General features: G+C 43.0%; 12 protein-coding genes. 5 read left to right on the forward strand and 7 right to left on the reverse strand.

Going from position 1 to position 13,787, the window contains the following annotated elements; all coding sequences use genetic code 11:
- Positions 1 to 10: 10 nt before the first annotated feature.
- The 7 genes from JQ841_RS00595 to recJ all read right to left on the reverse strand — a co-directional run bounded on the left by JQ841_RS00595 (position 11) and on the right by recJ (position 9,184).
- Positions 11 to 616 carry a nitroreductase family protein gene (locus JQ841_RS00595; protein ID WP_203179810.1) on the reverse strand — a complete coding sequence of 202 codons (606 nt, stop codon included), beginning with the start codon at positions 614 to 616 and terminating at the stop codon, positions 11 to 13.
- Between the two features lie 173 nt (positions 617 to 789).
- On the reverse strand, positions 790 to 1,644 hold the full coding sequence (locus JQ841_RS00600; protein ID WP_203179811.1) for a metallophosphoesterase family protein: 855 nt from the start codon (positions 1,642 to 1,644) through the stop codon (positions 790 to 792).
- On the reverse strand, positions 1,634 to 3,481 hold the full coding sequence (uvrC, locus tag JQ841_RS00605) for an excinuclease ABC subunit UvrC (RefSeq protein WP_203179812.1): 1,848 nt from the start codon (positions 3,479 to 3,481) through the stop codon (positions 1,634 to 1,636). Before uvrC ends, JQ841_RS00600 begins: the two co-directional genes overlap by 11 nt.
- A 38-nt stretch (positions 3,482 to 3,519) precedes the next feature.
- Positions 3,520 to 4,221, reverse strand: a complete 702-nt coding sequence (locus JQ841_RS00610) for a M57 family metalloprotease (RefSeq protein WP_203179813.1) — start codon at positions 4,219 to 4,221, stop codon at positions 3,520 to 3,522.
- A gap of 62 nt (positions 4,222 to 4,283) precedes the next feature.
- Positions 4,284 to 5,063: an alpha/beta hydrolase gene (locus JQ841_RS00615; protein WP_203179814.1), complete on the reverse strand. Its 780-nt coding sequence runs from the start codon at positions 5,061 to 5,063 to the stop codon at positions 4,284 to 4,286.
- 66 nt (positions 5,064 to 5,129) lie between these two features.
- Complete coding sequence (locus JQ841_RS00620; RefSeq protein WP_203179815.1) at positions 5,130 to 6,791, reverse strand: ribonuclease J; 1,662 nt, start codon at positions 6,789 to 6,791, stop codon at positions 5,130 to 5,132.
- Positions 6,792 to 6,961: 170 nt separating this feature from the next.
- Positions 6,962 to 9,184: a single-stranded-DNA-specific exonuclease RecJ gene (gene recJ, locus JQ841_RS00625; protein WP_203179816.1), complete on the reverse strand. Its 2,223-nt coding sequence runs from the start codon at positions 9,182 to 9,184 to the stop codon at positions 6,962 to 6,964.
- 176 nt (positions 9,185 to 9,360) lie between these two features.
- Between recJ and JQ841_RS00630 the strand changes: the two genes are divergently transcribed.
- The 5 genes from JQ841_RS00630 to JQ841_RS00650 all read left to right on the forward strand — a co-directional run bounded on the left by JQ841_RS00630 (position 9,361) and on the right by JQ841_RS00650 (position 13,723).
- Entirely contained in the window at positions 9,361 to 10,119 is a 759-nt protein-coding gene (locus JQ841_RS00630) for an amino acid ABC transporter ATP-binding protein (protein WP_084928862.1), read from the forward strand.
- A 10-nt stretch (positions 10,120 to 10,129) separates the two neighbouring features.
- Entirely contained in the window at positions 10,130 to 10,924 is a 795-nt protein-coding gene (locus JQ841_RS00635; protein WP_080702822.1) for a transporter substrate-binding domain-containing protein, read from the forward strand.
- A gap of 12 nt (positions 10,925 to 10,936) precedes the next feature.
- Positions 10,937 to 11,614 carry an amino acid ABC transporter permease gene (locus tag JQ841_RS00640; protein ID WP_000131137.1) on the forward strand — a complete coding sequence of 226 codons (678 nt, stop codon included), beginning with the start codon at positions 10,937 to 10,939 and terminating at the stop codon, positions 11,612 to 11,614.
- Between the two features lie 9 nt (positions 11,615 to 11,623).
- A complete protein-coding gene (locus JQ841_RS00645) occupies positions 11,624 to 12,283 on the forward strand; it encodes an amino acid ABC transporter permease (protein WP_000443883.1) in 660 nt (219 codons plus the stop codon).
- Positions 12,284 to 12,532: 249 nt separating this feature from the next.
- Positions 12,533 to 13,723, forward strand: a complete 1,191-nt coding sequence (locus JQ841_RS00650; protein WP_203179817.1) for a ferredoxin reductase family protein — start codon at positions 12,533 to 12,535, stop codon at positions 13,721 to 13,723.
- Positions 13,724 to 13,787: the final 64 nt, after the last annotated feature.

The following is a 13,787-nucleotide window of genomic DNA, read 5'->3' on the forward strand; positions in this document are numbered from 1 at the left end:
ATTCTTCTTTCTATCTTTTCTCGATGATTTCATCTACTGGCAAGCGGTAGCTTGGTTCCAATTTTTCGTCTGTGTAACCCACTGTAATCAAGAGTTCTGGGCGGAAGCGGTCTTCGATATCCAAAACTTCATTGACTTTTGATTTATCAAAACCAAGAATAAGATTTGATCCGATTCCTTGGTCTGTAAGAGCCAAAACCAAGTTCATAGCAACCAGACCTGCATTGAGGGCTAGGTAGTCGCTGACCTGTTGTTCATTGTAACGAGCAAATTCAGCTGGCAAATTTTTCATAAAGTATTGAAGTTGTTCTTCTGAGAAATTGTTAGCACCACCAACTCGGGCAATCTTACGAGCACGTTTGGCAAGGTCTGTATCTGTAAATAGGGCAATGGTTACAGGTGCTGATGATACCTGCTCAAAGTTTGAACCGTAAGCCAATTTTGCCAGTTCAGCATTTTTCTCACGAACCACCACAAATTTCCAAGGCTGGCTGTTGTGGGCGCTTGGTGCCAAGGTTGCAATTTCGATAGCCGTACGCACATCTTTTGGATCAACAGGTTTATCAGTGAACTGCTTGGTCGTATGACGTTTTTTATTTAATTCAAGAAATTTCATAATCGATTTCCTTTTCTAATTCTACTGCTTCCATTCTACCATAATTTGAAAGAGCTTGCAGAGATTTTTCGTAGAAACAAACTGGAACAAGGATAAGCAACTGAATGAAGAAAACCATTTAAATCAGGAAGCCCCTCATCCAGTTCCAATTAATTTTCAGCTGCTTAAAGAAACTAGTCCATCTTATATTCTGACTTTATAGCCTCCAAGAAATTCTTCACATCCTCTACATACCCATGCTTTTCTATTAAGTTGGCTAAGAGTTTCAGATTGTGCCCCTGATAGTTGTCTTCTCGTCGTAGCTCTTCATACATTTCGATAAAAGGAAGCCCCTTGAATTTGGCCAACTCCAACTCCGCTTCATAGTCATAAGCGACTTTACGAAATAGGATATTGACCAATTCCCCATCTTCAACTTCTATCACGGCATACTGGGCACGGTGATTTTTTAACGCCTCCCAATTAAAATAGGGCATGCCAATCGACCCTGGATTGATGATTTGTTGCCCTTGGCTTCCGTAACGAAGCAACTGCTTGTGAACATGACCATAAACTGCCACGTCCGTTTCCGCATCTAGCAGTTGGTCAAATTTATCTGTATCATTCCCAACCAGTAGGTCCCCACCATAGTTCTTATTTGGCAAATTATGAGAGATAGAAAAGCGCAATCCGTCAATTTCTTTCTTTTCCAGCAAAGGCAAGCTTCGTAGCCAGACAATCGTTGCAGGATCCATTTGCTCCATCAAAAACTGGGTCATGCGCATTGACTGGATTTCTTTCGGATGTTCCAAACCATATTCGCCATCCAAGGCCTCAAGGACACGATCATCCCAATTGCCTCGAACACTGGTTGTGATAGAAAGGTCCTTTAGCAGGGCGACTAAGTCATTTGCACCTGGACCAGGAAGAAAAATATCTCCCAGAAGCCAGTATTCACTGACTCCTTGATTTTTAGTATCTGCAATCACTGCTTCTAAGGCTGTCGCATTGCCATGAATATCTGATAAAATTGCGATTTTATGGTTCATGATGGTCTCTTTCTATTTGATAATCTATTCTTTCTTCCGCCACTTGAGCTAATTCCTCTTCTTCCTGCGGGTTCAACTTTATTTGCACAGCTTCTGCTACTGCTCTTGGCACCCCAACTTCGACAATCTCATCCACACTGGCTTCTTTGATTTTGGTCAGAGACTTGAAATGCTTCATAAGATTCTGCTTGCGTTTAGGCCCCAGTCCTTCAATCCCATCTAGTTGTGAAGAAAAGGAATTTTTAGAGCGCAGTTGGCGATGAAAGGTAATAGCAAAGCGGTGCACCTCATCTTGGATACGTTGGAGGAGGAAAAATTCCTGAGAATTGCGAGACAACTCCACCACTTCCAGCGGATCTCCAAAGAGCAATTCATGGGTTTGGTGCTTGTCATTTTTTTGCAAACCTGCAATGGGAATATCCAGCCCCAGTTCCTCTTGTATGACTTGCTTTGCGATATTGACTTGACCTTGTCCCCCATCGATGACAATCAAATCTGGAGGAGTCAAACCGTCACGCTGTACTCGACCATAGCGCCTACGAATGACTTCTCTCATACTCGCATAGTCGTCTGGCCCGACTACGGTCTTGATTTTATACTTACGGTAATCTTTCTTACTAGGTTTTCCGTTGACAAAGACAACCATGGCTGAAACAGGACTGGTCCCCATGATATTAGAGTTATCGAAGGATTCGATGCGGACTGGGGTCGGTATTTGGAGCAAACGACCTAGATTTTCAATAGCTCCTTGTGTCTTTTCGACAGATTTCTCTAACAGGTTGAACTTCTGCTCTAGACTGACTCGAGCATTCTTTATAGCTAGATTGACCAGTTGTTTTTTCTCACCACGCTGGGGTTTGAGAATCTTAGTATCCACTAAGGCCTTGACTGCTTCTTCGTCAATATCCTGCGGAATCAGTACCTCATTGGGAACTAGATGAGATTTTTCTTGATAGAATTGTCCCACATAGGTCAAGAAGTCCTCATCCGGATCATTGTAGTAAGGAAAGAGATTGACATCGCGTTCAATGAGCTTGCCCTGACGGACAAAGAAAACCTGCACACACATCCAGCCCTTGTCCACATAGTAGCCAAAGACATCCCGATTTTGAAGATCCTTAGCCATGACCCGTTGCTTGGTTCGAAGTGTTCCAATGGCCTGAATCAGGTCACGATATTCCGCTGCACGCTCAAATTCCATAGTCTGGGCTGCCACTGCCATCTTGCCCTTGAGGTCATCAATGATTTTGTCATCCTGTCCTTTTAGGAAATTGGAAACCTCCTGAGCCATGGACTTGAAATAGGCCTCATCTTTTTTACAGATGGTGTGGGCCATACATTGGCCGATATGGTAGTAAAAACAGACCTTAGACGGTGGATTGGTACACTTTCGAAAAGGAAAAATCCGATCCAGCAATCGCTTGATTTCATTGGCTGCGCCCACATCTGGATAAGGTCCAAAGTAGAGACCGCCATCTTTTTTGACCTGACGGGTGATAATCAAACGAGGATAGCGTTCATTGGTGATTTTGATGAAAGGGTAAGACTTATCATCCTTGAGCATGATATTGTATTTGGGCTTGTTTTCCTTGATCAGGTTGATTTCTAGGAGAAGTGCCTCAATATTAGACTCAGTAACGATAAATTCAAAATCCACAATCTCAGAAACCAGGGCTTCTGTCTTGGTATCATGACTTCCGCGGAAATAGGACCTCACACGGTTTCGCAGATTTTTAGCCTTTCCTACATAGATAATGGTGCCGTTTTTATCCTTGTGAATGTAGCAACCAGGGCTGGTCGGCAAGAGCTCTAGTTTTGATTTAATCAAATTATTCATAGTTCCATTATAGCAAAAAAGTAGGGAAAGATTGTTCCCTACTCATTGGTCTCATATATTTTTCGGAGGTTTGCGATATCCTCTTCCTGAATACCATAAAAGGAACCTGCTGGTTGCATGACAGACTTCTCATCTGTATGGTCCAAGCCAATAGCATGACCCAACTCATGTTCTGCCGTATGGACAATGCGCTCAAAGGAATAGCCATAGTCAGGATTGGACAGATAATAATGATTCAACCGAACCGTTACAGACAAAAATTGTCCTGTTAAGAGGTTGGTCTGACTTTCCGCCTCTCCTGCCACAGGAGTGCCTCCGTCATTCATCTCCGTAGCCATAATATCTGCCTTGCTAGACTCAGTCACAACTTCAAAGTTAAAAGCACCTGTTTGATTCCAGTTCTGAATCGCTTCTACATAAGCCTCTTGAAAACGTGAATCCATCTGAGGATCCAGGTAAATACGAGCAGAAGCTTGCGGCCACCTTCCTTCAGAGTGTTGGTGGCTATCTGTCTGGTTCAACTTAGGCAGTTGCCCAGTTTTTTCCCATTGATCAATACTTTGTCGACCAATCTTGACTGACCGTTCTGCTTGCTTTAGCGCTCCTTGAAAATCCCCGTTCAGATACCAGAGAAGTCCGAAAGCAAGGGCACATAGGAACACAACTATCCAAACCAGGCGCCAAAACAAACGCCACACAAAAGAAAAGAAAGCTCCTATCAAACGAAAAATCCAGCGCATGTCTCTCCACCTTTCTAGCAAATAAAGACTATTTTACTAAAATAAGCTGAAAGAAAGCTAAATTATGACAATCTCTCTTCTAATTTGAAGTCAATTGGTAGGGTTGCCAAGAACCGTTCCAATTGTTTTTCCCAGTAATACCATTCGTGAGTTCCAGCGCTATGGCTATAGGTCACATCAAAGCCTAGTTTTTTGAGGTTCTTTACTGCTAGATTATTGGCTTCGTACAAGAAATCCTGCTCGCCACACCAAGCCCAAAGCTTGGTCTTTTTGTCCGATTTTTTAGCTAGACTTTCAAGAGAATAGGGACTAGCTGTCCAGTCTTTAATCTCTCCAAATACACCTCTCCAGTATGCTGGCGTTCCCAGATTTTGACTTTCAGGAGAAAAATCTTGAAAGCTAAGGGCACCTGAGAAACTAGCTGCATGAGAAAAACGATTTGTAGCAAGAGCCAATTTGAAACAGCCGTAGCCTCCCATAGAGAGACCAGCGATAAAGGTCTTTTCACGCTTGCTGGTCATGTTAGGGAAGAAGCGTTTCAGAACATCTGGTAATTCCTCTGCTAGAGCTGTGTAATAGTCAAAACCATACTGGGTATCGGTATACCAACCGTTGCTGGTATTGGGCATAACAACGATGAGATTAGTTCCTCGAAGCAAGCGTTCTACATTGGTACGCTTGAGCCAGCTATTATGGTTGCCAGACATCCCGTGCAAGAGGTACAAGACGGGAATATCTTTACACTCTGGTTCTTCCACTCGATTGGCATCAGGATAGAGGACATTCACTCCCCACTCCATATCCAAAACTTGTGAGTAATACTCGATTTTCATTACTGCCATAATTTTTCCTCTATTTTTCTATAAGAAAAAGCCGAAACTCGACTTTCTCTCTGTTTATTTCAACGATTATTTCGCTTCCATGACTACTGGTAGAATGGCTGGACGACGCTTAGTCTGGTCAAAGAGATACTTAGTCAAATTATCCCGAACCTTCCCTTTAAGATCTGCCCAGTCAAAGTCATCTCCTTGAAGATAGTCTTCTACCGTTTGGTTAATCAATTCTGAACTTTCACGGAGAATATCACGACTCTTCTTGAGATAAACAAATCCACGCGTATGAACACGAGCCTTGGCCACAATTTTCTTCTCACGACGGTTAACGGTGATTGCGACGATGAAAATACCGTCCTCAGACAAGACCTTACGGTCACGAAGGACCACATTACCAACATCACCAATGGCATTTCCGTCAATCAAGACATCCCCTGCTGAAACCCCTCCAGCTGGGACAAAGTCTCCATTTTCATAAGCCATGCTTGTTCCCTTTTTAGGGATGAAAATGCGTTCCGGCAACATCCCAACTGCCATAGCAGCCTTAGCATGGGCATCCAACTCGCGGTATTCCCCTTGAATCGGGAAGAGATACTTGGGTTGCAAGAGATTAATCATCAATTGCAAGTCACGCGCATTTCCGTGACCTGACACACGCAAGCTTTGAGTGATCAGTTTAACAACCCCGCCAGCTTGGTAAATCATATTTTCCACACGTGCCATAACTGCTTCTTTAGCGATAGACGGAGTGGTTACGATATAGACTAGGTCACCGTCCTTGATTTCCACATAACGGTGGCGACCAATCGACATCTTGCGAAGACCGTTGATAGGCTCACCCATACGGCCTGTCTCAAGGATAATCAACTCATGGTCTTCAAAACGAGACATATCTTTCGGCTTAATCAAAAGACTCTCGTTAGCTAGAGACAATTTCTTAAGGCGAATCGCAGTACGGACGATATTTTCAATATCGAATCCTGTCAAGACCACACGACGGCCTGTTGCATCCGCAGCGTCAAACACCTGCTGGATACGAGAGAGGTTGCTAGCTACTGCTGCAACGATAATACGTCCATCCCAATCAGAAATGGTTTGAGTGATTTCATCCCCAACTTCACTTTCACTAGCCACTTGGATATTGCTATCTGCATTGGCTGAATCGCTAAGAAGAGCCAGAACTCCATCACGACCGATTTCTGCCAAACGAGCGAAGTCTGTGGCATAAGATTCACTAGCTGTCTGGTCAAATTTGAAGTCACCTGTATAAACGATGCTCCCTTCAGCTGTCTTCAAGACAACACCCAGACTTTCTGGAATAGAGTGAGTTGTACGGAAGAAGGACACTACAGTTCCTCCAAAATCTATCTCCGTATCTTCATCGATAACATGGAAATCATTGAATTTCTTAACAGTGTCATTCCCTTTGACAAAGAGTTTTGCCAACTCAATGGTCAACTCAGAGCCAAATACAGGTACCTTGGCTTCAGCCAAGAGATAAGGCAGAGCACCAATAGCATCTGCATGTCCATGGGTCAAGAAGACTCCAGCGATACGGTCGCTATTTTCAAAAAGGTAGTCCATATTGGGAATAACTACGTCCACCCCTAGTTGTTCGTTTTCAGGGTATTTCAGACCTGCATCCAAAACGAAAATAGACCCATCGATTTCAGCGATATACATATTTTTCCCATTTTCACGTACACCACCAAGTGTTGTTAAACTGATATTACTCATTTTTCCTCCGAAAGCTTAGTTTATCTTGATTATAGGGGTACTTACCCTCTTATTCTAAAAGCACTACTTTTAGCCGAATCTTTTCCTACCATTATACCATTTTTTTAATGATTTTCAAAATGAAGATTTGTTTTCAAAAAAGAGCTGGTTGCCCAACTCTTTCCTACGACCTACTCTTTTTCCATTAAAAAGTCATAAATTTCTTGCACAGTGCCCAGCGCCATCATTTCTTGGTCTTTGACGGTTTGTTTAAGATTTTGGTAAATCTGACTCTCAGCTATATCACGCTTTTCAGCCTCTTTATTCACCTTCATGACCCCATCTTTGATTGTCACAAAGCCTAGCTCTTCAAATACTTGAATCATCTTGACCAGCAAGATTTGTTGGATATTGAGATAAGCTGCCAAATCCTTCAGTTTATAGCGAATATCAAACTCTGGGAACTGGTAGATGGTCTTGTACAATTTGGCAAACTGCTCTCTAGTCCCATAACCTGTCAGATAGTAGGCCTTGTCAATATCATTTTTGAAATAGACAGCAGAGAAATTCTGTTCCTGAAAAATGGTCTTCAACTGAGTAATGTCCTCAGGAATGTTTTTTACGACAATAGCTTCACTAGCCGCCAGATTTGGCAGTTCTCCAGCAAAATCCAAGACTGGAACTCCCTCTGGCAAGACTGCATTTTTCCCACGAATGTTAAAGAGTTGAACACCTTCCACCCGCGCATCCACCATCATCAACTGGAGGGCAGTTTGCCCATTCCATTGGTTGACAGACAATTTGACTGCCAGCTCTAGATTCTTGGTTTGAGAAAACTCTGTCGCCCATCTACCTTGTCCGAAGGCCACCACTTCAAAACTCGCCTCACCTTTGGAAATTTTCAACTTGAGATGGGCATTGCCTGCCCCCATAGTACGGGCACTTTCGACCTGAAAATCCTTTATATAAAAGACAGGTTTCTGGTTGTCCATGCCGAAAGGTGCCAAACGTTCAAAACTTTTGACCGTTTCCAAGCTAAGTGTCTCCAAATCCAGTTCTTCATCTAAATTTAACTTGTTCTTGCCAGCAGCATCTGCGCCTTTTTCACGGACATAATCTTCCAAAACCTGAGATAAATCTGAGAGTTTCTCAACTTCCAGCGTCATTCCTGCTGCACCAGCATGACCGCCAAATGCGATAAAGAGGTCGCGATGGGGATCTAGGGCTTCAAAAATATCGACCGCTTCCACACTACGAGCACTACCCTTGGCACGACCGTCCTCTATATTGAGAACGATGACTGTCTGCCCTAGTTCTTCCAACAAACGACCAGCGACGATACCCAGAACCCCAGGATTCCAGCCTTCCTTAGCCAAGACTTGGACCTTCTTCTCAGGGTCCACCATGGTCTTAGCTTCTTCATAGATATACTGGACGATTTCCTTGCGCTCTTCGTTTTTCTGATGAATCATAAGGGCAATCTCGTGGGCTTCCTCGTCATCAAACCCAGTCAGCAAATCAATGGCAGGATTGGGATCATCCAAACGCCCCAAGGCATTCAAACGAGGGGCAATCTGGAAACCAACCGTTTCTTCTGTTACTTCGTTGGCGGCAATCCCAGCCATATCCAGCATTTCTTGTAAACCAATGCGCTGAGTATGCCCCAGCATTTCCAGACCATACTGAACCAAGATACGGTTCTCATCCGTCAAACTAACCATATCTGCAATGGTTCCGATTGCAACCAAATCCAGTAGTTCCACTTGCACTTCTTCTAAAAGGGCACAAGCCAGCTTGAAGGCCACTCCGCAACCAGCCAAATATTTGAAAGGATAGTCCGCATCAGGATGTTCAGGGTGAACGATGGCATAGGCATCTGGTAAGGTTTCAGGCATAGAATGGTGGTCAGTCACAATGACATCTACTCCCATAGACTGGGCCAATTCAATAGCCTCATGACCAGCAACTCCATTATCCACTGTCACAATCAAGGAAATTCCTTCTTGCTCGATAAAATATTTGTAAACACTGGCATTAGGTCCATAACCGTCGGTAAAACGATTGGGCAGATAAACCCGGCACTCAGCACCAAGCTGTTCCAAACTTTCCTTAACAATCGAAGCCGAAGTCATACCATCCGCGTCATAATCACCGTAAACGAGGATATTTTCCCCTTCTTCAATGGCCTGACGAATCCGTTCCACTGCCTTGTCCATATCATGGAGCAGATAAGGGTCGTGCAAGTCCTCCAAGGAAGGTTCTAAAAACTTCTTCAGACTTTCTTGGTCCTGAATCCCTCTTTCAAATAATAACCGAGCCACCTCAGGACCCAGTCCAGCCTTCTTGGCTATTTTTGTAAAATCCGCATCTTCTACCTGCGGGGCAAACTGCCATTCATAAGTAGGTGTTATCAAAAAGACATCCACTCTTTCTAAGAATTCTATTGCTTCATTATAACATGATTTAGGCTTTTTCTCTATCCTGATTGCTTTCTACAAAAATTTTACTAACTTTTTTCTGATATGATTTGACAAGAAAAATCTTTTGGTGTAGAATCATGTTATAAAATCTAACACAAAGGAGATTCCTTATGGCTTTAGTAGAATTTGAACACGTCGAAAAATATTACGGAGATTACCATGCACTCCGCGACATCAATCTCCGTTTTGAAAAAGGGCAAGTTGTTGTACTCCTTGGACCTTCTGGTTCTGGGAAGTCCACTCTGATCCGTACCATCAATGGTTTAGAGGCTATCGACAAGGGAAGTCTTCTAGTAAATGGTCACCAAGTTGCTGGTGCCAGCCAGAAAGATTTAGTACCTCTTCGTAAGGAAGTCGGCATGGTTTTCCAACATTTCAACCTCTATCCGCACAAAACAGTGTTAGAAAACGTAACATTGGCTCCCATAAAAGTTTTAGGAATTGATAAAAAAGAAGCTGAAAAAACAGCCCAAAAATATCTGGAATTTGTAAATATGTGGGACAAGAAAGATTCCTATCCAGCCATGCTATCTGGTGGACAAAAACAGAGAATCGCCATTGCTCGTGGTCTCGCTATGCATCCGGAGCTCCTCCTCTTTGATGAGCCAACATCTGCTCTTGACCCTGAAACCATCGGCGATGTTCTGGCAGTTATGCAAAAATTAGCCCACGATGGTATGAATATGATTGTCGTGACCCATGAAATGGGCTTTGCCCGTGAAGTTGCTGACCGCATCATCTTTATGGCTGACGGAGAGGTTTTGGTGGATACGACAGATGTTGATGACTTTTTCGACAATCCAAGCGAACCTCGTGCCCAACAATTCCTCAGCAAAATCATCAACCACGAAAGTGACAAAGTCAAATAAGGAGGCGCCTATGAAAAAGAAATTCTTTCTATCCGCATTATTGATTAGCCTTTTCGGCCTTGCTGCTGCAAAACCAGTTCAGGCTGATACCAGTGTCACAGACATTCAAAAGAGAGGCGAGCTGGTTGTCGGTGTGAAACAAGACGTTCCCAACTTCGGCTACAAGGATCCCAAGACAGGGACCTATTCTGGTATCGAAACCGACTTGGCCAAGATGGTAGCTGATGAACTCAAAGTCAAGGTTCGTTATGTGCCGGTTACAGCACAAACTCGCGGACCCCTTCTAGACAATGAACAGGTCGATATGGATATCGCGACCTTTACCATCACAGATGAACGCAAAAAACTCTACAACTTCACCAGCCCTTACTACACCGACGCTTCTGGCTTTTTGGTCAATAAGTCTGCCAAAATCAAAAGCATTGAAGACCTAAACGGCAAAACTATCGGTGTTGCCCAAGGTTCCATCACCCAACGCCTGATTACTGAACTGGGTAAAAAGAAAGGTTTAACCTTTAAATTCGTCGAACTTGGTTCCTACCCAGAATTGATTACGTCCCTTCACGCTCATCGAATTGATGCCTTTTCCGTTGACCGCTCTATCCTATCTGGCTACATCAGTAAGCGCACAGTACTACTAGATGATAGTTTCAAGCCATCTGACTACGGTATCGTTACCAAGAAATCAAATACCGAGCTAAACAATTATCTTGATAACTTGGTTACTAAATGGAGCAAGGATGGTAGTTTGCAGAAACTTTATGACCGTTACAAGCTCAAACCATCTAGCCATACTGCAGATTAAGGAGGATACCCCATGACAGATTTATCATCTTGGACAGCCTATTTTCAGGATTTTGGACAATTTTTCAATGGTTTCCTCTTCACCCTTGCCCTAGCAATTGGATCCTTTATCCTCGCCATGGTTTTAGGCATCTTCTTTGGAGCCATGTCAACCAGCAAACGTCCAATTTTGCGCATTTTAGCTCGTATCTTTGTCGAATTTTACCAAAATACTCCCCTTTTGGTGCAGTTTGTTATCGTTTTTTATGGCCTACCTCTTATCAGTGACCATATCATCATGATTCCGATTTATTGGACAGCTGTTCTCTGCGTGGGACTCTATCACGGCGCCTATATCGCTGAGGTTATTCGCTCAGGCATTCAGTCTATTCCTAGCGGTCAGATGGAGGCCGCCCTGTCGCAAGGTTTTACCTATATCAGTGCCATGCGCTTGATTATCTTGCCTCAGGCCTTTCGTATCATTCTCCCTCCTTTGACCAACCAAATCGTCAACCTCATCAAGAACACCTCTACAGTTGCCATCATCTCTGGAGTGGACTTGATGTTTGTGACCAAGTCTTGGTCAGCACTTAACGGAAACTACATTCCAGCATTTTTAGGCGCTGCCCTGCTCTACTTCTCTCTTTGCTTCCCTGTTGCCCAGTTTGGTCGCAAGATGGAGCAGGCCAACAAAAAAGCCTATTCACTTTAGGAGGTTACTATGGAATCCATTTTAGAAGTTTTGACCCCAGATAACCTAGTCTTTATCTTTAAAGGATTTGGCTTGACCCTCTACATTTCTCTGATTGCCATCGTCCTCTCTACCCTTATCGGTACGGTGCTAGCTGTCATGAGAAATGGCAAAAATCCTATCTTGCGCATCATCTCCAGCATTTACATCGAGTTTGTGCGTAACGTTCCCAACCTCCTCTGGATTTTCACCATCTTTTTGGTGTTCAAGATGAAATCCACACCAGCCGGAATCACTGCCTTTACCCTCTTTACCTCAGCAGCCCTAGCTGAGATTATCCGTGGTGGCCTCAATGCTGTAGACAAGGGACAATACGAAGCAGGAATGTCACAAGGATTTACCTCTGCGCAAATCCTCTACCACATCATTCTTCCACAAGCTATCCGTAAAATGCTTCCAGCCATCATTTCTCAGTTTGTAACCGTGATTAAGGATACCAGCCTGCTCTACTCTGTTATCGCCCTACAAGAGCTCTTTGGAGCCAGCCAAATTCTCATGGGCCGTTATTTCGAACCAGAGCAAGTCTTCAGTCTTTATATCCTGATTGCCCTCATCTACTTCAGCTTTAACCTAGCAATCTCTAGCCTGTCTCATATGCTAGCAAAACGTTGGCAACAAGCAGCAGAATAATACTCTTCGAAAATCAAATTCAAACCACGTCAGCGTCGCCTTACCGTACTCAAGTACAGCCTGCGGCTAGCTTCCTAGTTTGCTCTTTGATTTTCATTGAGTATAAACAACCACTCTCCAGTTCAATTGGAGAGTTTTTTGATGATAGTAAACATTTATAGACCTCAATTTGACACCATACTTTTTCTATGATAAAATGTAACAAATTTATTTACAACAAATCAAAATCTTAATGAAATGGAATTTTCTATGAAATCAATCAAAGGACTACTCTTTATCATAGCTAGTTTTGCCTTGACTATTTTGACTTGGATGAACACTTCTCCCCAATTCATGATCCCAGGACTAGCTTTAACAAGCCTATCTCTAACTTTTATCCTCACCACTCGTCTCCCACTACTAGAAAGCTGGTTTCACGGTTTGGAGAAGGTCTACAACGTCCACAAATTCACAGCCTTTCTATCCATCATTCTACTCATCTTTCATAACTTTAGTATGGGCGGTTTGTGGGGCTCTCGATTAGCTGCTCAGTTTGGAAATCTTGCCATCTATATCTTTGTCAGTATCATCCTTGTCGCCTATTTAGGCAAATACATCCAATACGAAGCTTGGCGATGGATTCACCGCCTGGTTTATCTAGCTTATATTTTTGGACTCTTTCACGTCTACATGATGATGGGCAATCGTCTTCTCACATTTAATCTTCTAAGTTTTCTTGTTGGTAGCTATGCCCTTTTAGGCTTACTGGCTGGTTTTTATATCATCTTCCTTTATCAAAAGATTGGCTTCCCCTATCTAGGGAAAATCACCAATCTCAAACACTTAAATCATGATACTAGAGAAATTCAAATCCATCTTAGCAGACCTTTCAACTATCAATCAGGACAATTTGCCTTTCTAAAGATTTTCCAAGAAGGCTTTGAAAGCGCTCCGCATCCCTTTTCTATCTCAGGAGGTCATGGTCAAACTCTTTACTTTACTGTTAAAAATTCAGGCGACCATACCAAGAATATCTATGACAATCTTCAAGTCGGCAGCAAAGTAAGCGTAGACAGAGCTTACGGACACATGATCATAAAAGAAGGACGAGAAAATCAGGTTTGGATTGCTGGAGGTATTGGAATCACCCCCTTCATCTCTTACATCCGTGAACATCCTATTTTAGATAAACAGGTTCACTTCTACTATAGCTTCCATGGAGAGGAAAATGCAGTCTACCTAGATTTGCTCCGTGACTATGCTCAGAAAAATCCTAATTTTGAACTCCATCTAGTAGACAGTAGGAAAGACGGCTATCTTAATTTTGATCAAGAAAAAGTGCCCGATCATGCAAGCGTCTATATGTGTGGTCCTCTTTCTATGATGAAGTCACTTGCCAAACAGATTAAGAAAGAAAGTCCAAAAACAGAGCTTATTTACGAAGGATTCAAGTTCAAATAATTACTCATACTCTCCTGGAATTTCCCAGGAGTTTTTTCTACGCAATCTCAAAAAAACACTGCCA

The organism is Streptococcus mitis (assembly GCF_905187535.1).
Taxonomy (GTDB): domain Bacteria; phylum Bacillota; class Bacilli; order Lactobacillales; family Streptococcaceae; genus Streptococcus; species Streptococcus mitis_BS.

What these genes read in the sequence shown, in the direction of transcription:
- JQ841_RS00595 (WP_203179810.1), bottom strand. Translation starts at nt 616, where the DNA reads ATGAAATTTCTTGAATTAAATAAAAAACGTCATACGACCAAGCAGTTC.
- JQ841_RS00600 (WP_203179811.1), bottom strand. Translation starts at nt 1,644, where the DNA reads ATGAACCATAAAATCGCAATTTTATCAGATATTCATGGCAATGCGACA.
- uvrC (WP_203179812.1), bottom strand. Translation starts at nt 3,481, where the DNA reads ATGAATAATTTGATTAAATCAAAACTAGAGCTCTTGCCGACCAGCCCT.
- JQ841_RS00610 (WP_203179813.1), bottom strand. Translation starts at nt 4,221, where the DNA reads ATGCGCTGGATTTTTCGTTTGATAGGAGCTTTCTTTTCTTTTGTGTGG.
- JQ841_RS00615 (WP_203179814.1), bottom strand. Translation starts at nt 5,063, where the DNA reads ATGGCAGTAATGAAAATCGAGTATTACTCACAAGTTTTGGATATGGAG.
- JQ841_RS00620 (WP_203179815.1), bottom strand. Translation starts at nt 6,791, where the DNA reads ATGAGTAATATCAGTTTAACAACACTTGGTGGTGTACGTGAAAATGGG.
- JQ841_RS00630 (WP_084928862.1), top strand. Translation starts at nt 9,361, where the DNA reads ATGGCTTTAGTAGAATTTGAACACGTCGAAAAATATTACGGAGATTAC.
- JQ841_RS00635 (WP_080702822.1), top strand. Translation starts at nt 10,130, where the DNA reads ATGAAAAAGAAATTCTTTCTATCCGCATTATTGATTAGCCTTTTCGGC.
- JQ841_RS00640 (WP_000131137.1), top strand. Translation starts at nt 10,937, where the DNA reads ATGACAGATTTATCATCTTGGACAGCCTATTTTCAGGATTTTGGACAA.
- JQ841_RS00645 (WP_000443883.1), top strand. Translation starts at nt 11,624, where the DNA reads ATGGAATCCATTTTAGAAGTTTTGACCCCAGATAACCTAGTCTTTATC.
- JQ841_RS00650 (WP_203179817.1), top strand. Translation starts at nt 12,533, where the DNA reads ATGAAATCAATCAAAGGACTACTCTTTATCATAGCTAGTTTTGCCTTG.